Raw genomic sequence first — 21837 nt, 5'->3', positions numbered from 1 at the left:
GCCAAAGTCACGGCGCTAATCGTGTCGCTCACCTTGTTGTGGGCGTTCGCGGCGTGGGTCACGCTGAGAGAGGGCGTCAACCTGCTCTGGGCGGCGACCGTCGACAGCAGGATCGTCGAGCCGAGCGAGCCGCTGCTGGTCGAGCTCCAGCGCGAGCGCCGGCTGACCGTCGCCCACCTCGGCGCGGGCTCGCGGGCCGTCGACAGGGGCATGCGCGACCAGCGGGCCAAGACCGACTCGCTGCGCGCGGAGTTCACCTCCACGGCCGAGGGCAACGTGGTCGACCTCGCCTCCGACGAGCCGTTGCTCGAACGTATCGCCGAGGTCAACGTCGAGCTGGACAAGCTCGTGGCGGCGCGCAAGGCGATCGACAGCGGCAAGGCGGACCTGTCCCAGGCGACGCGGCAGTACAACAACGCCATCGACGCGATGTACCGCATGTACGACTCCGTGGCCGCCTTCGACGACAAGGAGATCGCCAAGATCGGCCGTACGCTGTCGGACATGTCCCGTTCGCGGGAGTTCCTGGCCCGTGAGGACGCGCTTTTGTCCGGCGTCTTCGCCAAGGGCTCGTTCACCGAGAACGAGCACGCCGAGTTCGTCAAGACGTCGGGCATCTTCCACTACACGCTGACCGAGGCGCTGGACAGGCTGCCCGACGAGGACAGGGCCGCCTTCGACGCGTGGCTCAAGACCGAGTCCGTCGTCCGGTTGCAGGCCATGGAGGCGCAGCTCGTCCAGCACGAGCCGGGCATGGGCCCGCTTCCGATGAGCGGCGAGAGCTGGCGCGTGGCGGCCGACGGGACGCTCGCCGGCATGCAGACCACGACCCTGGCGGGCGGCGACCGCCTGCTCGACCGGATCATCCCCGTCGCCATCGGCGTCATCGTGCGGCTGCTCCTGGCCGGCGGTCTCGGCCTGATCGCCGTCATCGCCTCGATCGTGTTGTCCATCACCACGACCAGGCAGTTGCTCGCCCAGCTCAAGAAGCTGCGCGACGCCGCCCACGAGCTGTCCGACGACCGCCTGCCCGGCATCGTCGAGCGCATCGGCCACGGCGAGGTGGTGGACGTCGCCAAGGAGGCGCCCGCGCTGGAGTTCGGCGACGACGAGATCGGCCAGGTGGGCCAGGCGTTCAACACCGTGCAGCGCACGGCGATCAGCGTCGCGGCCGAGCAGGCGGAGCTGCGCCGCAGCATCCGCGACATCCTGCTCAGCCTGGCCCGCCGCACGCAGGGCCTGGTGCACCGGCAGCTGACCGTCCTCGACGTGATGGAACGCCGGGAGACCGACCCCGAGGAGCTGAAGGAGCTCTTCCGGCTCGACCACCTGGCCATCCGCATGCGGCGCAACGCCGAGAACCTGATCGTCCTGTCCGGCTCCTCCCCCGCCCGTACGTGGCGCCGCTCGGTGCCCATGGTGGACGTGGTGCGCGGCGCGCTGGCCGAGGTCGAGGACTACACCCGCGTCACGCTCATGCCGATGGGCGACGTGGTGCTCGTCGGCCGGGCCGTCGGTGACGTCATCCACCTGCTGGCCGAGCTGATCGAGAACGCCGTGTCGTTCTCGCCGCCGTACACGAACGTGCAGGTCAGCGGGCAGCTCGTGGCCAACGGGTACGTCATCGAGATCGAGGACCGCGGGCTCGGCATGAAGACCGAGGACCTCGACGCGGCCAACGAGCGCATCGCCGACCCGCCCGAGTTCCGCATCTCCGGCACCGCCCGGCTGGGCCTCTACGTGGTCAGCCAGCTCGCCCGCCGGCACGAGATCCAGGTCGTGCTGAAGGCGTCCCCGTACGGCGGGACGACCGTCGTGGTGCTGCTGCCGCAGGAGCTCGTCGAGCTCGACCCCGTGCCGCGGCACCCGGAGGGCGACTCCCGGCCGAGCCTGCCGCGCCGGACGAGCACCGGGACCACGCTGGCCACGGTCGCGCGGCCCGCCGAGAACGTCCGCACCCTGACGCCGCCGCGTCCCATGGCGGTCGTCCCCAGTCCCGCCCCCAGGCCTGGCGCCAGCCCTGCCGCCAGGCCCGCCCCCGGGCCGGTCCCCGCCGGGCCCGGCCCCTCGCACGTCCCCGTAGTGGCAGCACCCTTCCCAGCACCGGCACCTTCGCCTTCACCTGAACCAGAACCGCCCGCGGAACCGGAGCAGCAGCCTGTGGCCGAGTTCACGCCGTCCGGCCTGCCCTTCCGAGTCCCCCAGGCCAACCTGGCGCCAGCGCTGCGTGACGACACGCCGACGCAGCCCGACTTCGAGGAGGACGATGACGAGCGCTCGCCCGAGGAGATCCGCGCCATGATGGGATCCCTGCAGTCAGGCACCCGTCTTGGCCGCACCGAGGCGGCCAGGATCATGGATGAGCAGCCGGGAGGCGAGGCATGAGCGCCGCGGCCCGGCTCCCGACGGGAGGCCCGACATGACGCCCAGCGCGGGCACTGACCTCAACTGGCTGCTCGACGACCTGATCGACCGGATCAAGGAGGCCGAGCACGCCATCGTGCTGTCCTCCGACGGTCTGCTCATGGCCTCGTCGGCCGGTCTGCAGCGCACCGACGGCGAGCACCTGTCCGCCGTCGCCTCCGGCCTGCAGAGCCTGGCCAAGGGCGTCGCGGAGCACATCTCCGCGGGGCAGGTCCGGCAGACGGTCGTGGAGTGGAAGTCGCAGTTCCTGATCGTCACGACCGCCGGCGAGCGCGCCTGCCTGGCCGTGTTGTGCGCCCAGAACGCCGACATCGGGCTGGTGGCGTACGAGATGGCCATGCTGGTGGCGCGGGTCGGCCAGTACCTCACCTCAGGCGCGCGCAACGCCGAGGCCGCGGCCAGGAGCGACCGGTGAACACCACCGGAGAGCCCACGGACGAACACTGGATAGATCCGGAGATCATCCGGCCCTATGTCGTCACGCGCGGGCGGACCCAGCCCGCGCACGGCAAGTTCGACCTCATCTCCATGGCGCTGGCGGTGGGTCCGCCGCCGGGCCCCGACGCCGGGCTGGACCCCGAACACCTGCGCATCCTCCAGCTCTGCCGCGAACCCAAGTCAGTCGCCGAGATAGCCGCGCACCTGAACCTCCCGGCCGGCACGATCCGCGTGCTGCTCGGCGACCTGTTCGACCGCGAACTCGTCTCTGCCCAGGAACCGCAATCCGAGGTGGACATGCATGACATGAAGATGTACAGGGCGGTGCTCGATGGTCTTCGCTCGCTCTGAGCGCCCGCGCCTGCCGACGGCGATCAAGATTCTCATCGCCGGCGGATTCGGGGCGGGCAAGACGACGATGGTCGGAGCGGTGTCCGAGACCCGGCCGCTGCGCACCGAGGAGGTGCTGACCGACCGCGGCGTGGGCGTCGACGACCTGACCTCCGTGGAGGCCAAGCGCACCACCACGGTCGCGATGGACTTCGGACGCATCACCCTGGGCACCGACTACGTCCTGTACCTGTTCGGGACCCCCGGTCAGGAACGCTTCTGGTTCGTGTGGGACGAGCTGGCCGAAGGCTCCCTGGGGGCGGTCATCCTGGCCGACACCCGCCGCCTGGCCGACTGTTTCCCCTCGGTCGACTACTTCGAGCGGCGCGGGACGCCGTTCGTGGTGGCGGTGAACTGCTTCGAGGGGGCGCCGACGTTCGAGCTGGACGAGGTGCGGCTGGCGCTGCAGCTCAACCCGTCGATCCCGATCGTGTTGTGCGACGCGCGGAAGCGGGACTCCAGCCGTGAGGTACTGATCACCCTGGTCAAGCACTCGGCCCGGCTGCGCGCGGAGCCGGTCGGAAGCTGAGCGGGCGCCCGGCGGGCCCGTCCGTCCCCCGTGGGCGGGCGGGTCCGCCGGGCTCGTTCAGGGCGTCCACCAGCGGGCGGTGGAGCTGGTGTCGCGCAGGGCGTTGGTGGCGCAGTGCACCTCGCCGCCAAGCAGGTGGGCCCACGACAGGTCGGCCACCCACCGCACCCGTACGCCCTGGGCCGCCAGGGCGTCCCGCGCGGCCTGCCGGAACAGGTCGCGGCCGCCCACCACCGGCCCGTGGGGGTCGGGCGCGGCGAACTCGCGGTCCGTCAGCGACAACCCGTTGGGGATGCCCGGCGTGTACGCCTTCAGCAACGACGGCTCGCTCTCGCTCGCGCCGAACAGCACGGGCACCCTGACGATCTCCGAAGGCCGCAGTCCCGTGGCCGCCAGCATGGTCGCGAGCTGGGCGTCGATGTGCCCGGCCGCCGCGTCGTTGGCCGCCAGGAACGCCCGGTCGCCGAGCAGTTCCCCGACGGTGCGGGAGCCGGGGAACAACCTGGTGGGCCCGGCTCCGGCGGCTCCGGCCCTGCGCAGCAGCCGGGCGGCCGTACGCGGGTCGGCGACCAGGAGGGTCCAGCCGCGCGCGTTCCCGGCGCGTACGACGTGCATGGTCTCGTCCACGTGGCCGACCAGCAGCCAGTCGGTGGCGAGCGTCACGGGCGGCTGGAGTCCCTGGCCCATGCCGGTCAGGAGGCGGACGAACGCGGGGTCGGGGCGGCGGGTGCGGCCGGTGCCGTAGACCAGCCGTCCGTGGGGGTGGCCGGCGTAGGGCGGGAGCGACTCGACGTTTCCGGTGGAGTTGCGCAGGTCGGTGAGGTGGTCGCGGCGGGTGAGGGTGAGCTGCTGCACCACGGCGACCCCCGGCCCGCGCAGCTCGCGGAAGAGCAGCCGGGCCATCGGCCGGGGTGTGGGGGCGGTGTCCGCGCCCAGGTCCAGGACGTTGCCCGACCGGACCAGGACGCGCATGACGCGGATGCCGCCGGGCGCGGGCATGGAGGCGGTGGTCGGCTCGAAGACGTCCTGCCACCAGGTGTCCTTCCACCAGCGGGACGTGCCGGCGACGAACCTGGGCGCGGGCGTCACGCCGGCGCGGGCGGCGGCCGAGCGGCTGGAGCTCGCCGCCCGGCTGCTGGGCGAGCTGCTGCCCCTCGACGCGCCGCGCCGTGCCGAGGTCACCGTGTTCCTCGACTTCGCCGCCGCCTCCCGGACCGATCCCGCGCTGCGCGACCTGGCCGGACGGGCGGCCGTGGGCACACGCGAGTTCGTCGGCCTCGTACTGGCCCGCCTGGGGTCCGGCGGCGTCCTGCGGCCGGGGCTGCGGCTCGACGTGGAGACCGAGCGGCTGTCATCGCTGGTGGACGGGCTGGGCGTGAACGCCGTGCTCCGCCCCGAGCTGGTGAGCGGGGACGACTGCCTGGAGGTCGTCCGCGCCCACCTCGGCTCACTGGCCGCGTAGAGACCGCCGCCCGCGCTTGGCATACTTTCCGCGATGAACCTCTCACGGGCTTCCTGGCGGAACACGACGCACGACTGGGCGGGCGGCGTGGACGAAGAACACCTCGCGGACATCCGCCGGCGTCCGGGCGAGTTCGCTCCCGGCGGCGTGGCGCACCTCGTCCTGGAGGTCGTCGCGTACGCCGCCGACGAGGCCGAGAGCCGGGGCGGCGGGCGCTGCGCCGTCGTCCTGCACCCGGACGGCTCCGTCGAGGTGACCGACGACGGCCGGGGCACCGACACCCGCCTCGACGAGCACGGACGGCCCGTCAAGAAACCGATCATGGCGACGAGGGACCTGCGCTTCTTCGACCACCCCGGCGCGCGGACGCTGCCCGACGGCCATCCGCGCCGGGGCATGTCCGTGGTCGCGGCCCTCAGCGAGTGGCTCGTCCACACCAACCGCCGCCTGGACGGCTCCTGGACCCGCCGGTACGAGCACGGCCTGCCGGTGAGCGACCTCGAACCGGTCCCCGGCGACGGCACGACCGGCACCGGCGTCCGCTTCCTCCCGCGGGCGGACCTGCGTGCCGCCGCGCCCGTGACGGCGGCGGACCTGGCGTCCCGGGCGTGGCCGCACCTGTCCGTCGAGGTGCACGACCGGCGAGGCTGACCTCACCGCGGGCCTTCCGCTCGACGGCGCGCGCACCCGCGCGCCGCTTGACGGCGCGGGCGTGCGGGCAGACCTTGGCAGGGAGACGATCCGCCTGCGTGCGGGAGGCCGGGCCATGACCGACGACGAGCTGCTGTCCGAGCGGGTGGCGGGCGGGATCCTGCCCCGCGTGCTGACCACCTTCGACATGGTCGCGATCTTCGTGGCCATCGTCCTGTTCATCACGAACGCCGCAGTCATCCAGAGCGCCGGCCCGGCCGCCTTCGGCTGGTGGATCATCGCGTTCGCGCTCTTCCTCGTACCGTGCGCGATCGTCACGGGGCAGCTCGGCGTGATGTTCCCCGGCGAGGGGTCGATCTACCTGTGGACGAGCAAGGCGTTCGGGCCGTTCTGGGGGTTCTTCGCCGGGTTCTGCGCGTGGTGGCCGGGCGTACTGGTCATGGTCGCCACGGGGACGCTGACGATGTCGTTCCTGGGACTGGTGTTCCCGGCCCTGGGCGAGCTGCCGGTGCAGGCGCAGGGCGGGATCATCGTGCTGATCCTGGTGCTGGCCGCCGTCCTGGCCGTGCTGCGGTTCAGGCTCACGCAGAACGTGGTGAACGCGGTCTTCGTCGCCTACGGGCTGGCGATCGTGCTCATGTTCGCCGCCGGGGTCGTCCACCTGCTGCGCGGCAATCCGCCGGCGACCGACCCGTGGGACTTCGCCGCCTGGAGCCCGTCGGCCGAGCACGGCGTCAACTTCGCCAACTGGAGCTTCTTCGGCCTGGCGGTGCTGGCCCTGCTGGGGGTCGAGGTGCCGCTGAACATGGGCGTGGAGATCCGCCACGAGCGCGCGGTGACCCGCTATCTCCTGTGGGGCTCGCTCGCGGTCATGGTCGCCTACCTGGCGGCGACGTGGGGCGTGATGGTGTCGGTGCCCCCGGACCGGGCGGCCGGGGTCACGGCGGTCGCGCAGGCGGTGGGCGTCGGGCTCGGCGAGTGGGCGGGCCGGCTGGTGGCGCTGCTGCTGGCGGCCATGTTCTTCGTCATCACGGTGGTCTACGACTACTCCTTCGCCCGGCTGATCTTCGTCTCCGGGCTGGACCGGCGGCTGCCCGCCGTGGTCAGCCACGTGAACGCCCACAAGGTGCCCGACGTGGCCGTCTGGATCCAGACCGTGCTGGCGGCGGCGTTCACGGTGGCGGCGTTCGTCGTGGTGCCGTTCGCGTCGGCGACGCCGGCGGACGCCCAGACCGAGGTCTACAACGTGTTGCAGGCCGCCGTCACGGTGATCTGGTGCCTGTCGATCGTGGTGCTGTTCGTGGACGTGCTGATCATCCTGCGGCGCTACCGGACGCAGTTCGAGGCGCGGCGACTGGCCTCGCCCGCCGTGTTCTGGGCCGCCTCGATCGTCGGCGCGCTGGCCTCGCTGGTGGGCGTGGTGGCCACGCTGTCGGGCTCGTGGACGCCGCTGATCTCCAACGACGCCGGCACGGTCACCCTGCTCGGCGCCCGCGTCGCGTACGGCACCTGGTTCTGGCTGGTCGGCGGCATCGCCCTGGCCTCGCTCGCGGTCGGGGCGCTGTTGTACCTGGTCGGCCGGGCACACGCCCGTACACGCTGACCGGGGCCCGGCCTGTGGCAGGCCGGGCCCCGGTGTACGTCGGGAAAGCGGGAGGTCAGTGCTCGGTGGCCTTCTCCGCGCCGACGCCGGTGAGTGAACGCACCTCGATCTCGGCGTACTTGGCGGCGTTGAACTCCTTGCTGAGGACGGTGCCCAGCCAGCCGAACAGGAAGCCGAGCGGGATCGAGACGATGCCCGGGTTGCTCAGCGGGAACCAGTGGAAGTCCACGCCGTGGATCAGCGCGGTCACCGCGGTGCCCGCGGGCGGCGGCGGGGCCGAGACCACCGGCGAGAAGATCACCAGGATCAGCGCCGAGCCGAGGCCGCCGTAGATGGCCGCGACCGCGCCCGCCGTGTTGAACCGCTTCCAGAACAGGCTGTAGAGGATCGCCGGCAGGTTGCCCGAGGCCGCGATGGCGAAGGCCAGGGCGACCAGGAACGCCACGTTCTGGCCCTGGGCCAGGATGCCGAGGCCGATCGCGATGGCGCCGATGACCAGCGCCGAGACGCGGGCCACGACGACCTCCTGCCGCTCGCTGGCGTTGCCGCGCTTGAAGACGTGCGCGTACAGGTCGTGGGCGAAGCTGGAGGAGGAGGCCAGGGTCAGGCCCGCGACGACGGCCAGGATCGTGGCGAAGGCCACGGCGCCGATGAGCGCGAGCAGGATCGTGCCGCCGACGTCGCCGAAGATGTCGGCGCCGATCTTCTGGGCCAGCAGCGGGGCGGCGGTGTTGGCCGCCTTGTCGGCCTTGAGGATGTCGGTCTTGCCGACCAGGGCCGCCGCGCCGAAGCCGAGGACCAGGGTCAGCAGGTAGAACACGCCGATGATGCCGATGCCCCACAGGACGGACTTGCGGGCGTCCTTGGCGGTCGGGACGGTGTAGAAGCGGATGAGGATGTGCGGCAGGCCCGCCGTGCCCAGCACCAGCGCGAGACCGAGGCTGATCAGGTCGATCTTGCCCGCCAGGCCCTGGGCGTCGGTGCCGTACTTCAGGCCCGGGATGAGGAAGTTGCCGGGGTTGGCCTTCGGGCCGCTGGTGGTGGCGGCCTGGCCGAGCAGCGAGGAGAGGTTGAAGCCGAACTTGCCCAGCACCAGCAGCGTCACCAGCGCGGCGCCGGTCATCAGCAGCACGGCCTTGACGATCTGGACCCAGGTCGTGCCCTTCATGCCGCCGAACACCACGTAGACGATCATCAGGGCGCCGACGCCGATGATCGTCCACACCTTGCCCGCCTCGCTGGTGATGCCGAGCAGCAGGCCGACCAGCGCGCCCGCGCCGACCATCTGGGCCAGCAGGTAGAAGATGCTGACGACGATCGTGGACACGCCGGCCGCCGTGCGCACCGGGCGCGGGCTCATCCGGAACGCCAGCACGTCGGCCATGGTGAACTTGCCGGAGTTCCGCATCAGCTCGGCCAGCACCACGAGCGCCACCAGCCAGGCGACCAGGAACCCGATGGAGTACAGGAACCCGTCATAGCCGGAGACCGCGATGATGCCGGCGATGCCGAGGAAGGAGGCGGCCGACATGTAGTCGCCGCCGATCGCCAGGCCGTTCTGGACGCCGCTGAAGGACCGGCCGCCCGCGTAGTAGTCGGCGGCCGTCTTGGTCTGGCGGCTGGCCCAGAACGTGATGGCCAGGGTGCCGGCGACAAAGGTGAGGAAGAGGATCATCCCCAGCGTCGTAGAGCTCACTGCGTCTTCTCCTCGACCTCGTGACGGAGCTTGTCGGCGATGGGGTCGAGCTTGCGCTCGGCGTGCCGCGCGTACGCCCAGGCGATGAGGAACGTCGACACGAACTGCAGCAAACCGAAGATCAGCCCGACGTTGATGTCGCCGAGCAGCTTGATGCCCATGAAGTCGCGGGCCCAGCCGGACAGCACCACGTACAGCAGGTACCACGCCAGGAAGGCCACGGTCATGGGGAAGGTCCAGCGGCGGAAACGCCGTTTCAACTCCTGGAACTCACTGCTCTCCTGTACCTGTTCATAAACCGACGCGTCATGTTCTTGGGTCGTCACGAGACCTCCACTGTGATGCGGATCACGCCCAACGTAAGAGCGCAACCTATCTGTCGTGGAGAGCCGTGGGGGCGCTGTTCGGCGAGCCGCTCACGTACCGCGATTAGTTGGGGATGGCCTGCGGTGAAAGGTCTGTTGGGCGCGATGAGCGGTCGGGTATTCCGTTCACCCCGCTATGCGGCCGACCCCTCCAATGCCTGGCCCAGGTCCCCGACGAGGGTCTCGGCGGGCTCCAGGCCGACCGACAGGCGGATCAGGCCGACGGGGATGCCCATGGTGGCCCGTACGCTCTCCTCGACGGTCAGGGCGGGCGCGTTGACCAGGCTCTCGAAACCACCCCAGGACACACCGATCCTGAAATGTCGCAATTTATCGAGGAAAAGCGCGGCTTGCTGGCGATCGTCCGTGGCGAGCTCGAAGCTGAACAGGCTGGAGAAGCCGGACATCTGGCGTACGGCGGTCGCGTGACCCGGATGGGAGGGCAACCCGGGATGATTCACCGCCCGCACGGCCGGATGCCCCTCCAGGAACGCCGCCACCGCGAGGCCCCGCTCCTGGTGCGCGGCCATCCGGACGGGCAGCGTGCGCAAGCCCTTGATCACCTTGGCCGCGTCGTGCGGCGACATGGCCGCGCCGTAGAGCTGGTACTCCGTCAGCGCCAGCGCCGGGATCAGCCGCGACGGCCCGATCACCACGCCGCCGACCAGGTCGCTGTGCCCGCCGACGTACTTCGACAGCGAATGCACGACCAGATCGACGCCGAGCGTCAGCGGTTTCTGGAACAGGGGCGTGGACCACGTGTTGTCCATGACGGTGACGAGCCCGCGCCCGCGCGCCCAGGCGGTCACCTCCGCGATGTCGACGATCGCGTACGCCATGTAGGACGGCGACTCGAAGTAGAGTAGGCGCGTGCTCGCCCTGATAGCGCTGTCACATCCCGCGAGGTCGTCGACGTGCGTATGCGTGACGCCGAACTTCTCCAGGTAACGCAGGAACTGCGTGGTAGGTCCGTACACCGCGCCGAGCACCAGCACGTGGTCGCCGGCGGACACGAGCGAGGAGATCGTCGCCGAGATGGCGCCCATCCCCGAGCCGAAGCACTTGGCCCGCTCCCCGCGTTCCAGCGCGGCCAGCTTGCGCTGCGCCACGTCGACGGTCGGGTTGGTGCCGCGCCAGTAGACGTACCGCTCGTCCTCGTCCTTGATCGCCGCGCCCAGCTCGGCCGCGTTCCCGAAGGTGAACAACGAGTTCTCGAACACGGGCGGGTTGACCGCGCCCAGAGCCCAGGACTCGTCCTCGCCCATCCGGCCACAGATCCACTCATCGTTCATGGGGGCAGACTATGACAATGCGGAAGCCCACCATGGCCGACGTCGCCAGGCACGCGGGCGTCAGCCTGAAGACCGTCTCCCGCGTGGTCAACCAGGAGCCGCACGTCCGGGCCTCGCTCCAGCAGCGTGTGCACGACTCGATCAACGTGCTCGGCTTCCGCCGCAACGAGGCCGCCACCCGCCTGGCCAGGGGCGCGACCATGCTCACGCTCGGCCTGGTGATGGAGAACATCTCCAACGAGTTCTACGCCCGCCTCGCCGCGGCGGTGGAGGCCGCCGCGGCCGGGCACGAGGCGCTGGTGGTGTTCGGTTCGTACGAGGAGCGGCCGGACAAGGAACGCATGCTGATCGAGTCGATGCACGCCCGCGGCGTGGACGCGCTGATCGTCGTGCCCTCCCCCGCCGACCACGGCTGGCTGGCCGAGCACGGCGGCCTGCGCACGGTCTTCGTCGACCGCGTGCCGCGCGGCCTCGACCGGGCCGACGTGGTCATGCTGGACGACGAGCGCGGCGGCCGGGCCGCGACCGAGCACCTGCTGGCCCGCGGGCATCGCCGCGTCGCGCTGGTCTCCGACGACAAGGGGCTGAGCTCGGTGCACGACCGGGCCGTCGGCTACCGCGCGGCCCTGCTGGAGGCGGGCGTGGCGGTCGACGAAGGGCTGGTCGTACGGGGGGTGTTCGAGCCGGGGCGGGTGTCGTACGAGGTGGGGCGGCTCCTCGGGCTGCCCGACCCGCCGACGGCGTTCTTCGCGACGAACAACCGGGCGGCGATCGGCGTCCTGCGGGCGTTGCGGGAGCGGCCGGAGCGGCCGGCGTACGTGGGGTTCGACGACTTCGCGCTGGCGGACGTGTTCAGCCCTGGCGTGACGGTGGTGCGCTACGACATCGGCCGACTGGCGCGGGCGGCCGTCGAGCTGCTGCTGTCGCCCGTACGCGAGCCGCGCCGGGTCAGGGTGCCCGTCGAGATCGTCGCGCGCGGTTCCGGAGAACTCCCGCCTCCCTGGCCTTCTGGTCAAACCTCCCTCAAGTCCCCTCATGTCGGAGCCTGAGCGGATACGTGGGTGGGTAATCGGAGGTCATGGCCGAGAGCAGCCCGTACCGTGACGACCGTACCGCCGACGAACGGACGCTCGGCGCGTCCGGCGGGCGCGAGCTCTGCGTGGAGATCTCCGACGTACGGGTCGAGGACATCGACCTGGAGGCGCAGGTCCTGCGGGCCCGGCTGTCGGTACGGGTACGGCTGGACGACGTGGCCCGCGTCATCGACCGCGCCCTGGACGCCGACCCGCACCTCCTGCGACGCCTGCCCCACCATCTCGTCCCCACCGCCCGCCACGCCCGCGCCACCGGAACACACGACGGGACGCACGACGGGACACGGAACGGGGTGCGGGACGGGACACTGCGAGGGTGGCCGAGGGGCGGCTCGCCCTCCTGGCGGCCGGACCTGCAGCACGCGGGCGACCTGGGCGCGGCCACCGGCCGGACCGTCCGCCCCGGAGGCTCTGGAGGCACCGGTGGCCACGGCGGCCCCGGCGGCCCCGGCGAGGAGGACGTGCACACCGTCCCCGGCCACGAGGTGCTCGACGTCGAGGCACACGTGGGCACGGACGCCCGCCCCATGGCCGAGCAGGCGGCCCGGCACAGCGCCGCGCCCCACCCGGACGCCCCCGCACGCCCGTACCTGGCCTCCGACCAGGGAACCACCCCGGACCCCGGCCCCGGGCGCTCCACGGCCCCGCACCTCGACGGCGGCCCCGGCCGCTCCACGGCCCCGCATCCCAGCGGCGGCCCCCGTCCCGGCCTGGACCCCCCACCTCAGGAGCCACCCCACTCCACCCACCGGGCACGACCTCGTCCCGCCACACCGTCGCATCCGCCGGCCCACCACACACCACAGGGGCACGCCCAACCGCGGCCCGGCCGCGCTCCGGCCGAACCGGGAACCGAGACGCGGGAGGGGCCCCCGCCGTGGTCCAGTCAGGCGGCCCCACGGGAGCCGGGCCGGTACCGCCCCGGCCTGGACCCGCCCCCGGACACCGAGGGCACCCAACCTCCGAGGCACGCCCGCGAGGCCCACGGGACGCCGCCCGGACGCCGACGTACGAACGGATCCGGAACCGACGGCGGACGCGGCGCGGGCGCCGGACGCCTGGCCGAGAACAAGGCCGCGAGCGGGAACGGGGTGTCGTCGCGACGCCTGGGCGGCATCGCCGCGGGCTGGTCCTGAGCAAGGCGAGCACCCAGGGGACCAGGGGAAGCGACGGTCAGGGAGAGCGGGGGTGCCAGTCGCCGCGGTCGAGGTCGAGGTTCTCCGGGGTGTGCAGGCGCACCATCGTCCTGGCCACCCCCGGCGGCACCCGGTGCGGGGTCAGGAACGACACCGACACCATCACCGTGAACGCGATCGGCACCGTCCACGCCGCCGGCTGGGCCAGCAACGCCCCCGGCAGCCCCTCGTACGGCCCCCCGGTGATCGTGACGAGCACGGCCGCGCAGGCCAGCCCGCCCCCCACGAACAGCCCCGCCAGCGCCCCGGTCGTGGTGAGCCGCCGCCACCAGATGCCCAGCACCAGCAGCGGGCAGAACGACGAGGCCGCCACCGCGAACGCCAGCCCCACCACGTCCGCCACCGGCAGCGCCCGCGCCCACAACGCCAGCCCCAGCGGCACCGCGACCGCCATGAGCGTGGCGATCCTGAACGAGCGCACCCCGCCCTTCAGCAGGTCCTGCGCGATCACCCCGGCGACGGACACGGTCAGCCCGGACGAGGTGGACAGGAACGCCGCGAACGCCCCCGCCGTGACCAGCGCGGTCAGCAGGTCGCCGAGCGTGCCGCCGATCATGCGGGAGGGCAGCGTGAGCACGACCGCGTCGGTGCGCACGAGGTCGGGGGCGTAGAGGCGGCCGAGCCAGCCGTACAGGGCGGGCAGCAGGTAGAACGCGCCGAGCAGGGTGAGCACGACCAGCGTCGTACGGCGCGCGGCCCGGCCGTCGGGGTTGGTGTAGAAGCGCACGAGGACGTGCGGCAACCCCATCGTGCCGAGGAAGGTGGCCATGATCAGCGAGTACGTCGAGTACAGCCCGTACTCCTTGGCCCCGGCCAGCGGGGTCTGCCAGGTGGCCGCGTCCTCGGCGCTGAGCGCGGGCGCGCCGTCGCCCTTCCAGGCCAGCAGCAGGAACACCAGCGGCACGGCCAGCGCGGTCAGCTTGAGCCAGTACTGGAACGCCTGCACGAACGTGATCGACCGCATGCCGCCGGACAGCACGTTGATCGCCACGACCCCGGCGACCAGCAGCCCGCCCGCCCACACCGGCGCGCCGGTGATCGTCCGCAGCACCAGCCCGGCGCTCTGGAACTGCGGCATCAGGTACAACCAGCCGATCAGCACGACCAGCACGCTGGCGGTCCGGCGGACGGTCATCGACTCCAGCCTGGCCTCGGCGAAGTCGGGCAGCGTGTACGCCCCCGACCGGCGCAACGGGGCCGACACCAGCACCAGCAGCACCAGGTAGCCGCCGGTCCAGCCGACGGGCAACCACAACATGTCCACGCCGTAGGACAGGATCAGCCCGGCCACGCCGAGGAAGGAGGCCGCAGACAGGTATTCGCCGCCGATGGCCGAGGCGTTCCACAGCGGGCTGACGGTGCGGGAGGCGACGTAGAAGTCGGAGGTGGTGCGGGAGAACCTGATGCCGTACCCGCCGATGAGCACGGCCGCGGCCATCACGACGACCACCGCGGTCAGGCTCACGACCGGCCCTTCGCGCCGGTCACCGGCGTTCCACCAGCTCGGCGAAGTGGCGTTCGTTGCGTTCGGCCTGGCGGACGTACAACCAGGCGCCGATGACGAAGGCGGGGTAGATGAGCCCGGCCAGCACCGCCCACGGCAGGGAGACGCCGAGCACGTCCACCCCGCGCAGCTCGGGGATGAGCAGGAACAGCAGCGGCAGCCCGCCGACCACGCAGGCCAGCACGGTGCAGACGAACAGCGCGAGCCGGAACTGGGTGCGCAGCAGGGAACGCATGTAGACCTCGCCGAGCCGGGTCTGCTCGTCGATCTCCCTGGTGGCCGGGTAGCGGGGGCGGCGGGCGGCGGCGGTGCGCGGGCTGGTGACGCTGACCCGCCGCGGCGTCTCGGAGCGCCGGAAGGCGTCCATACGGCGGGCGGCGTCGGTGCGCGGGGACGGCGACGAGCGTCCCGGGCGGGGATCCGGGCTCATTCCGCCCTGCCTTTCCTGGCCCTGCGGACCAGCAGGTCGCGCAGCTCGCGGGTGTGCCGGCGGCTCACCGGGATCTCGGTGTCGCCCACCCGTACGCTGCACCGGCCCGAGTCGATGTGCAGTTCCTCGATGTGCTTGACGGCGACCAGGTGGCTGCGGTGCACCCGCAGGAACCCGGCCGGGGCCCAGCGTTCCTCCAGCGTGGCCAGCGGGATGCGGACGAGGTGGCTGCCGGTCGCGGTGTGCAGCCGGGCGTAGTCGCCGTGGGCCTCCACGTAGACGACGTCGGCGCTGGAGACGAACCGGGTCACGCCGCCCAGCTCGACGGGGATCGTGTCGCTCTCGCCGGACTCGGCGGGCACGTCGGACGAGACCGCCACGCGCCTGATGGCCTCGGCCAGCCGTTCGGGGCGTACCGGTTTGAGCAGGTAGTCCTCGGCCTTGATCTCGAACGCGTCCACCGCGTGCTCCTCGTACGCGGTGACGAACACGACCCGAGGCGGGTTGGCGAACTGCGACAGCAGCCGCCCGAGCACGACGCCGTCCAGGCCGCGCATGCGGATGTCGAGGAAGACGGCGTCGATCGGGCGGCCCTCGGCGATGCCCCGGTCCAGCAGGCGCAGCGCGGCCGCCCCGTCGCGCGCCGTCATCACCTCACCGATACGGGCGTCGGCACGGAGCAGGTAGGACAGGTCCTCCAGCGCGGGTAGCTCGTCGTCCACCGCCAGGACGCGCAGCCCGGTCACACGTGACTCCTCACACGTCGAATGCATTAGACAGTGATGAAACCGGCACCAAACGTCAAGGCCGTCACGGCGGGGTCACAGGTGGGGGCAGGTCATCGAGCCGAGACGCCGGGGTGGTACTTGGGCAGGCGCACGTCAGCGGGCCGAGACGCCGGGGTGGTACTTGGGCAGGCGCACGGTGACCTTGGTGCCGGCGCCCTCGCCGGTCTCCACGACCAGGCCGTACTCGTCGCCGTAGACCTGGCGCAGGCGTTCGGCCAGGTTGGCCAGGCCGACGCCGCCGGTGGGGGCGATCTCGCCGGCCAGGATGCGGCGCAGCCGTTCGGGGTCCATGCCGAGCCCGTCGTCCTCGACGGTGATGCGGCACTCGGCCCCGGCGTCCTCGGCGATGATCGTGATGCGGCCGACGCCGTTGCGGCTCTCCAGGCCGTGCCGTACGGCGTTCTCGACGAGCGGCTGCAGGCACAGGAACGGCACCGCCACCGGCAGCACCTCGGGGGCGATGCGCAGGGTGACCTGCAACTGGTCGCCGAACCTGGCGTGCTCAAGGGTGAGGTAACGCTCGATCGAGTGCAGCTCCTCGGCCAGCGTGGTGAACTCGCCGTGCCGCCGGAAGGAGTAACGGGTGAAGTCGGCGAACTCCAGCAGCAGCTCACGGGCGCGTTCGGGGTCGGTGCGGACGAAGGAGGCGATCGTGGTGAGGGAGTTGTAGATGAAGTGCGGCGAGATCTGCGCGCGCAGGGCCCGGACCTCGGCCTCCATGAGCAGCGTGCGCGAGCGGTCGAGCTCGGCCAGTTCGAGCTGGGAGTCGACCCAGCCGGCCACCTCCTGCGCGGCCCTGACCAGCCCGGCCGAGGCGTCCTGCCCGTAGGCGGCCAGCGCGCCGACGACGCGGTCGTCGGTGGTGAGCGGTACGACGACGGCGTGCCGGATCGGGCATTCGAGCAGCTCGCAGTCGATGGTGAGCACCTGGGTGCGGCCGTCCTCCAGGGTGGCGGCGGCGTGCTCGAACGCCTGGCCGGCGTGGTGGTCGCCGGCGCCGTCGTAGACGAGCAGGCGCTCGCGGTCGGTGATCGCGAGCGCGGCGGACCCGAGCAGCGCGCGCAGGTGACGCGAGGCGCGCTCGGCGCCCTCGGCGGTCAGCCCGGCCCGCAGCGGCGGACCGGCCATGGAGGCGGTGTGCAGGGTCTCGAACGTGGCCCGCTCGGCCGGGCTCGTGCCCAGCTCGCGGCGGCCCCGCATGACGCGCCAGAGCACGATCGCGGGCACGCCCACGAGCACGGCCACGACGGCGACGCCGACCACATACTCCACGCGCCCCGAGCCTAGCGGGCGCCCGCGGCGCTCACTCCGCGGGCAGCGCCTTCGCGACGGCCGCCGCGTACGACTCCGCCTCCTGCGCGGACTCGTACGTGGTGCGCGGCCAGAAGAAGCCGCGCAGGCCGTCCTTGCGGTTGCGGGGCACGACGTGCACGTGCAGGTGGGGCACGCTCTGGCTGATGCGGTTGTTCATGGCCACGAACGTGCCGGCCGCCTCCAGCCCGTCCTCCACGGCCCTCGCCACGGCCTGGACCCGCGCGAAGAACGGCCCGACGTCGGCGAGGTCGGCCAGCGTCTCGACGTGAGCCCGGGGCACGACGAGCACGTGCCCCTTGAAGACCGGCCGGGTGTCGAGGAAGGAGACGGCCACCTCGTCGGAGCTGACGACGTACGCGGGCCGCGCGCCCGCGATGATCTCGCAGAACAGGTCGGTGCTCACCGCCCGACCTTATCGGCGAAGGCCGTCCAGCTCGTCATGTTGGGCGCCGTCCACTCGGTGGGGGCGTGCAGGAAGCGCTCGCCGACACGCTCGCGCAGCCGCTGCGGGACGTCGGTGACCTTGGCGCCCCGGCAGTGGTAGACCAGCCCGCCGGGCCGCTGCCCCATGGCCATCCAGGGCAGCCAGGGCGAGACGCGGCACCAGGAGAACACAGCCGGCACGTCGGGCATCCCGGACTCGACGTCCGCGGCCGAGGCGAAGAACTGGAACAGTTCCAACGCCCGATACGTGTCATGAGCCGAATTTTCCGGATATTTCGCGACAGGCAGCGGTGAAGGGTACGAAAGGCGGATGTCGGCGTTGAACACCACCTGCGCCCCCAACCGCGTCACCGGCACCGGGTACGCCCCGAGCCGCTGGTTGACCGGATCGTTGAAGACGTGCTGCACCTCGACCGGCCGCCCGGTGAGCGGGTTGTCCCACACGTCGACCGGCTCTCTGGTCCGCGGGTCGAGGTAGAGCGCCGCCTCCCTGGTCAGCAGCTCCCAGCCGCCGTCCGCCGGGCGGGCCCGCGCCACGTTCAGCCCCTCGAAGCCGAACAGGTGGTGGGGGCCGCCGTCGTCCTGCCAGCCGTAGACGTCGCCGGTCCAGTACGAGATCGTCTCGGCGCCGTCGGCCGAGGCACGCACCCGGATGAAGTCCATGATCCGGAGCCTACCCCTTGTTTCGAGACAGCATGTTGCTATCTTTAGAGACATGGTGTCGCTAAACGAGCGGACCCGGCAGAGCTGGCTCCCGCTGATCGTGCTGGGCGTCGGGATGTCGATGATCATCATCGACGCGACGATCGTGAACGTCGCCGTCCCCGCGATCATGGGCGATCTCGGCCTGTCGGCCACGGACGTCGAATGGGTGAACTCGATCTACTCCCTGGCGTTCGCCGCCCTGCTCATCCCCCTCGGCCGGACCGGCGACGTGCACGGCAGGCGCCGCATGTTCGCGATCGGCCTGGTGGTGTTCCTGGCCGCGAGCATGCTGGCCGCCTCCGCGCCGACCGGCGCGCTGCTCATCGCCGCCCGCGTGCTCCAAGGCGTCGGCGCGTCCATGGTCGTCCCGATGACGCTGGCCATCATCAACTCCCTCTACACGGGCTCGCGCCGGACGGTCGCCTTCGCCGTCTGGGGGTCGATCATCGGCGGCATGGCCGCGCTCGGCCCGCTGCTCGGCGGCTGGGTCGTGACCGACTTCGGGTGGCGCTGGGCGTTCTGGGTGAACCTGCCGATCGGCCTGCTCGTGCTGCTCGGCACGGCCAAAGTGCCCGAGTCGAAGGATCCGGCCGCGCGCGGCTCGGACGTCCCCGGCGTGCTGCTGTCGGTGATCGGCCCGGCCGCGCTGGTGTTCGGCCTGATCGAGGGCCAGCGCTACGGCTGGTTCACGCCGACCGGCGAGGCCACCCTGTTCGGCTGGACCTGGCCGCTCGGCGGCGTCTCGCCGATCCCGTTCGCCTTCGCGCTCGCCGTGCTCGCGCTGGTCGCGCTGCTGCTGGTCGAGCGTTCCCGGGCGCGCGCCGGGCGGCCCGTCGTCCTGGACCTGTCGCTGTTCGCGATCCCCTCCTTCAGGTACGGCGGCGCCGCCGCGATGATCATCACCCTCGGCGAGTTCGGCCTGATCCTGGTGTTGCCGCTGTTCCTCCAGGCGGCCATGGGGTTCACCGCGTTCACGACCGGCCTGATCATCGCCTCGCTGGCGGCCGGCACGTTCCTGGCGGGCGGCCTCGTCCCCCGGCTCAACCTGGCTCCCCGGCTGATCGTGCGGCTGGGGCTCGTGCTGGAGGCCGCCGGAGCCGTCGCCATCGGCCTGGCCGTCTCCCCCTCGCTCGGCCCCTGGACGCTGGTCCCCTGGCTCGTCCTGTACGGCGTCGGCGTCGGCTTCGCCTCGGCCCAGCTCCCGAACGTGATGCTGGCCGACGTACCCGCCCGCCGGTCAGGGGTGGCCTCCGGGCTGCAGAGCACGATCCGCCAGCTCGGCGCCGCCGTCGGCATCGCGGTGCTGGGCGCCGTCCTGGTCACCGGCCTGGACGCGGCCATGGCCGAGCGCCTGCCGGACAAGCCCGCGCTCGGGCACGCCGTACGCGAGAGCGGCGGCGCGGCCATCGCGGCCGTCAGGGACCCCGCCGACCACGCCGCGGCGGTGGCCGCGGGCGCCGACGCCACCCGCCGGGTCACGATCGTGACCGGCATCGTGCTGTTCGGCGGCGTCGGGGCGACGTTCCTGCTGCCCGATACTGGGAGGAGACGACGCGAGGAGGAATGAGTCCGGTGCCGAGGATCAGCGCGGCCACGGTGGCCGACCATCGGGCCAGCCAGCACGCGGCCCTGCTGGCGGCCGCGATGGAGATCCTGGTGGCCGAGGGCACGGCCGGGCTCACGCCCGCGGCCGTGGGGGCGCGGGTGGGGCTGGCCCGCTCCAGCGTCTACCGCTACTTCTCCTCCACCGCCGACATCCTGGCCCAGCTCGTGGAGGACGCGATCCCCCGGTGGGCGGGCCGGCTCGTCGAAGCCACCCGCGAGGGCGGCCTGGAGGAACGGGTGCGCGCCTTCGGCGCCGTGGCGCTGGCGTTCGTGTCCAGCCCCGACTACGCGCTGCTGCGCGCGGTGGCCTCGGCCGACCTGCCCGGCGAGTGCCGCCATCGGCTCGACCAGCTCCACGAGACGATGATCGAGCCGCTGCGCGGCCTGCTCGCCGAGGCCGGGCAGCCCCACCCCGACCTGGTGGCCCACCTCGGGTGGAGCATCCTGGGCGAGGGCCAGCGCCGCCTGGCCACGGGCACGGGCGACGCCGAGGTGGTCACCGCGACCACGCTCGACGTGTTGTGCCGCGCCGTGCTCAGCGCACGGTGATCTCGAAGATCGCCTCGCCCGACTGCCGCCTGCTCTCCTCGTCGGGCGGGGTCGTGCCCTGCCCGCAGCGCCAGCAGTCGCGCAGCGTGATCTCGGCGCTGCCCGGGTTCTTGGTGTTGAAGACGAAATAGGCCGTGCCGCCGCTGCCGGGGCCCTCGCCCGTGCCCTGGCGCTCCTCGCTGATGTACGAGGCCACCTTCGCGTCGGGCACCGCCACCAGCCGCCAGTCGTCGCCCACGGACGGGTTGTCCGGCACGGCCAGCGAGAACCGCTGCCCCGGACGCAGCTCGGCCCGCACGGTCGTGCCCTTGGCGCCCTTGACGACCGTGCCGAGGTCGCTCACCGCCGACCCGCTGCCGCAGCCCGCCGCCAGAGCGGAGGTCAGCAGGACGAATGCGGCGACGACGGCCCTTCCACGCTTCACTCCGGCAGGCTATCCTCCCGCGGCGGGTCCCGGGGTTCCACGTACGGCTCCCGCTCGACGGGTTCGCCTTCGGCGATCTGGCGTTCCCTGATCAGCTCGGCGTCCAGTTCGGCGCCCAGCAGCAGCGCCATGTTCGACAACCACAACCAGATCAGGAACACCACGACGCCGGCCAGCGTGCCGTAGGTCTTGCCGTACGAGCCGAAGTGGGCCACGTACAGGGCGAAGCCGCCGGAGACCACGACCCAGAGCACCACCGCGAGCAGCCCGCCGGGGGTGATCCAGCGTACGCCCGGCTGGCGCACGTTCGGGGCCGCCCAGTACAGCAGCATGATCAGCCCGGCCGCGACCAGCGCGAGCACCGGCCACTTGAGGATGTCCCAGGCGGTCACCAGCGCGCTCCCCAGGCCGAGCGCGCTGCCGACGCTCCTGGCCAGGTCGCCGGTCAGTGTGACGGAGATCGCGCCGACCGCCAGCAGCACGGTGGCCAGCACCGTCAGCCCGATCCGGAGCGGGGTCACCTTCCAGAACGGGCGTCCTTCGTCGATGTCGTAGATGGTGTTGCCGGCCCGGATGAAGGCCCCGATGTAGCCCGACGCCGACCAGAGCGCGACCAGCAGGCCGACGATCGCGACCAGGCCGGCCGAGGCCGCGTTCTCCTGGACCGACCGCACGCCCGTCACGATCAGCGAACGCACCTCGTCGGGCGCCAGCACCACGAGGTCGCCGACCAGGACGGCGGTGTCACGCCTGCCGAGCAGGCCGAACACCGACACCAGCACGATCAGCGCGGGGAAGACGGACAGGACGGCGTAGTAGGTGAGCGCTGCCGCGAGGTCCTGGACGCGGTCGTTCCGGAATTCGACGACGGTCCGCTTGAGCACACTCCACCAGGCCCTTCGCGGCAGTTCCGCGGGGCGTTCGGGGAGACGCA

Annotated in this window: 23 protein-coding genes; 11 read left to right on the top strand and 12 right to left on the bottom strand. The window is 72.1% G+C overall.

Annotated elements, in window-relative coordinates; genetic code table 11:
- Positions 1-21: 21 nt before the first annotated feature.
- Genes DMB42_RS16005 through DMB42_RS15990 form a run of 4 tightly spaced genes read left to right on the top strand, consistent with a single transcriptional unit; the run spans position 22 to position 3781 of the window.
- A complete protein-coding gene (locus DMB42_RS16005; protein ID WP_260477726.1) occupies positions 22-2385 on the top strand; it encodes a nitrate- and nitrite sensing domain-containing protein in 2364 nt (787 codons plus the stop codon).
- 34 nt (positions 2386-2419) lie between these two features.
- Complete coding sequence (locus DMB42_RS16000) at positions 2420-2839, top strand: roadblock/LC7 domain-containing protein (RefSeq protein ID WP_125635259.1); 420 nt, start codon at positions 2420-2422, stop codon at positions 2837-2839.
- Positions 2836-3213 carry a DUF742 domain-containing protein gene (locus DMB42_RS15995; RefSeq protein ID WP_125635257.1) on the top strand — a complete coding sequence of 126 codons (378 nt, stop codon included), beginning with the start codon at positions 2836-2838 and terminating at the stop codon, positions 3211-3213. The genes DMB42_RS16000 and DMB42_RS15995 overlap by 4 nt, the downstream gene beginning before the upstream one ends.
- Entirely contained in the window at positions 3194-3781 is a 588-nt protein-coding gene (locus tag DMB42_RS15990) for an ATP/GTP-binding protein (protein WP_125635255.1), read from the top strand. Before DMB42_RS15995 ends, DMB42_RS15990 begins: the two co-directional genes overlap by 20 nt.
- 57 nt (positions 3782-3838) lie before the next feature.
- Here DMB42_RS15990 and DMB42_RS15985 read toward each other — a convergent pair whose 3' ends face one another.
- Positions 3839-4780, bottom strand: a complete 942-nt coding sequence (locus DMB42_RS15985) for a protein-arginine deiminase family protein (RefSeq protein ID WP_125635253.1) — start codon at positions 4778-4780, stop codon at positions 3839-3841.
- Here DMB42_RS15985 and DMB42_RS15980 point away from each other — a divergent pair.
- The 3 genes from DMB42_RS15980 to DMB42_RS15970 all read left to right on the top strand — a co-directional run bounded on the left by DMB42_RS15980 (position 4752) and on the right by DMB42_RS15970 (position 7497).
- Positions 4752-5243: a TetR family transcriptional regulator C-terminal domain-containing protein gene (locus DMB42_RS15980; protein ID WP_125635251.1), complete on the top strand. Its 492-nt coding sequence runs from the start codon at positions 4752-4754 to the stop codon at positions 5241-5243. The two genes, DMB42_RS15985 and DMB42_RS15980, sit on opposite strands and share 29 nt — an antisense overlap.
- Before the next feature lie 33 nt (positions 5244-5276).
- The gene (locus tag DMB42_RS15975) at positions 5277-5894 is read left to right on the top strand and encodes an ATP-binding protein (RefSeq protein ID WP_125635249.1); all 618 of its coding nucleotides are present in this window, start codon (positions 5277-5279) and stop codon (positions 5892-5894) included.
- A gap of 115 nt (positions 5895-6009) precedes the next feature.
- Positions 6010-7497: an APC family permease gene (locus DMB42_RS15970; RefSeq protein WP_125635247.1), complete on the top strand. Its 1488-nt coding sequence runs from the start codon at positions 6010-6012 to the stop codon at positions 7495-7497.
- 55 nt (positions 7498-7552) lie between these two features.
- On the opposite strand, the gene DMB42_RS15965 is transcribed toward DMB42_RS15970, so the two are convergent.
- The 3 genes from DMB42_RS15965 to DMB42_RS15955 all read right to left on the bottom strand — a co-directional run bounded on the left by DMB42_RS15965 (position 7553) and on the right by DMB42_RS15955 (position 10850).
- A complete protein-coding gene (locus tag DMB42_RS15965; RefSeq protein WP_125635813.1) occupies positions 7553-9172 on the bottom strand; it encodes a cation acetate symporter in 1620 nt (539 codons plus the stop codon).
- 17 nt (positions 9173-9189) lie between these two features.
- The gene (locus DMB42_RS15960) at positions 9190-9519 is read right to left on the bottom strand and encodes a DUF485 domain-containing protein (RefSeq protein WP_125635245.1); all 330 of its coding nucleotides are present in this window, start codon (positions 9517-9519) and stop codon (positions 9190-9192) included.
- Positions 9520-9692: 173 nt separating this feature from the next.
- Positions 9693-10850, bottom strand: a complete 1158-nt coding sequence (locus tag DMB42_RS15955) for a PLP-dependent aspartate aminotransferase family protein (RefSeq protein ID WP_125635243.1) — start codon at positions 10848-10850, stop codon at positions 9693-9695.
- A gap of 17 nt (positions 10851-10867) precedes the next feature.
- On the opposite strand from DMB42_RS15955, the gene DMB42_RS15950 reads away from it, so the two are divergent.
- Positions 10868-11899, top strand: a complete 1032-nt coding sequence (locus DMB42_RS15950; RefSeq protein ID WP_185844681.1) for a LacI family DNA-binding transcriptional regulator — start codon at positions 10868-10870, stop codon at positions 11897-11899.
- Between the two features lie 29 nt (positions 11900-11928).
- Complete coding sequence (locus tag DMB42_RS15945) at positions 11929-13080, top strand: hypothetical protein (protein WP_125635239.1); 1152 nt, start codon at positions 11929-11931, stop codon at positions 13078-13080.
- 37 nt (positions 13081-13117) lie between these two features.
- On the opposite strand, the gene DMB42_RS15940 is transcribed toward DMB42_RS15945, so the two are convergent.
- The 6 genes from DMB42_RS15940 to DMB42_RS15915 form a co-directional block, all read right to left on the bottom strand.
- Complete coding sequence (locus DMB42_RS15940) at positions 13118-14578, bottom strand: cation acetate symporter (RefSeq protein ID WP_125635809.1); 1461 nt, start codon at positions 14576-14578, stop codon at positions 13118-13120.
- Between the two features lie 46 nt (positions 14579-14624).
- On the bottom strand, positions 14625-15074 hold the full coding sequence (locus tag DMB42_RS15935; protein ID WP_260477725.1) for a hypothetical protein: 450 nt from the start codon (positions 15072-15074) through the stop codon (positions 14625-14627).
- On the bottom strand, positions 15071-15820 hold the full coding sequence (locus DMB42_RS15930; protein ID WP_221762176.1) for a LytTR family DNA-binding domain-containing protein: 750 nt from the start codon (positions 15818-15820) through the stop codon (positions 15071-15073). The genes DMB42_RS15935 and DMB42_RS15930 overlap by 4 nt, the downstream gene beginning before the upstream one ends.
- A gap of 135 nt (positions 15821-15955) precedes the next feature.
- Complete coding sequence (locus DMB42_RS15925) at positions 15956-17134, bottom strand: sensor histidine kinase (protein WP_125635235.1); 1179 nt, start codon at positions 17132-17134, stop codon at positions 15956-15958.
- Positions 17135-17165: 31 nt separating this feature from the next.
- Entirely contained in the window at positions 17166-17579 is a 414-nt protein-coding gene (locus DMB42_RS15920; protein ID WP_125635233.1) for an HIT family protein, read from the bottom strand.
- Positions 17576-18283 (bottom strand): DUF1838 family protein, encoded by a 708-nt coding sequence (locus tag DMB42_RS15915; protein ID WP_125635231.1) that lies wholly within the window; start codon positions 18281-18283, stop codon positions 17576-17578. The genes DMB42_RS15920 and DMB42_RS15915 overlap by 4 nt, the downstream gene beginning before the upstream one ends.
- A 52-nt stretch (positions 18284-18335) precedes the next feature.
- Here DMB42_RS15915 and DMB42_RS15910 point away from each other — a divergent pair, with 52 nt between their 5' ends.
- Positions 18336-19892 carry an MFS transporter gene (locus DMB42_RS15910; RefSeq protein WP_125635229.1) on the top strand — a complete coding sequence of 519 codons (1557 nt, stop codon included), beginning with the start codon at positions 18336-18338 and terminating at the stop codon, positions 19890-19892.
- Complete coding sequence (locus DMB42_RS15905; RefSeq protein WP_125635227.1) at positions 19889-20479, top strand: TetR/AcrR family transcriptional regulator; 591 nt, start codon at positions 19889-19891, stop codon at positions 20477-20479. Before DMB42_RS15910 ends, DMB42_RS15905 begins: the two co-directional genes overlap by 4 nt.
- Here the strand turns inward: DMB42_RS15905 and DMB42_RS15900 are convergent.
- Positions 20466-20903 carry a protease inhibitor I42 family protein gene (locus DMB42_RS15900; RefSeq protein WP_185844680.1) on the bottom strand — a complete coding sequence of 146 codons (438 nt, stop codon included), beginning with the start codon at positions 20901-20903 and terminating at the stop codon, positions 20466-20468. The two genes, DMB42_RS15905 and DMB42_RS15900, sit on opposite strands and share 14 nt — an antisense overlap.
- Positions 20900-21787, bottom strand: a complete 888-nt coding sequence (locus DMB42_RS15895) for a YihY/virulence factor BrkB family protein (protein ID WP_260477724.1) — start codon at positions 21785-21787, stop codon at positions 20900-20902. The genes DMB42_RS15900 and DMB42_RS15895 overlap by 4 nt, the downstream gene beginning before the upstream one ends.
- Positions 21788-21837 lie beyond the last annotated feature (50 nt).

Origin of the sequence: Nonomuraea sp. WAC 01424, from assembly GCF_003947315.1 — a bacterium.
Taxonomy (GTDB): domain Bacteria; phylum Actinomycetota; class Actinomycetes; order Streptosporangiales; family Streptosporangiaceae; genus Nonomuraea; species Nonomuraea spiralis.
Note: the sequence above shows the minus strand (reverse complement) of the source record. Positions and strands in the feature narration are given on the sequence as shown.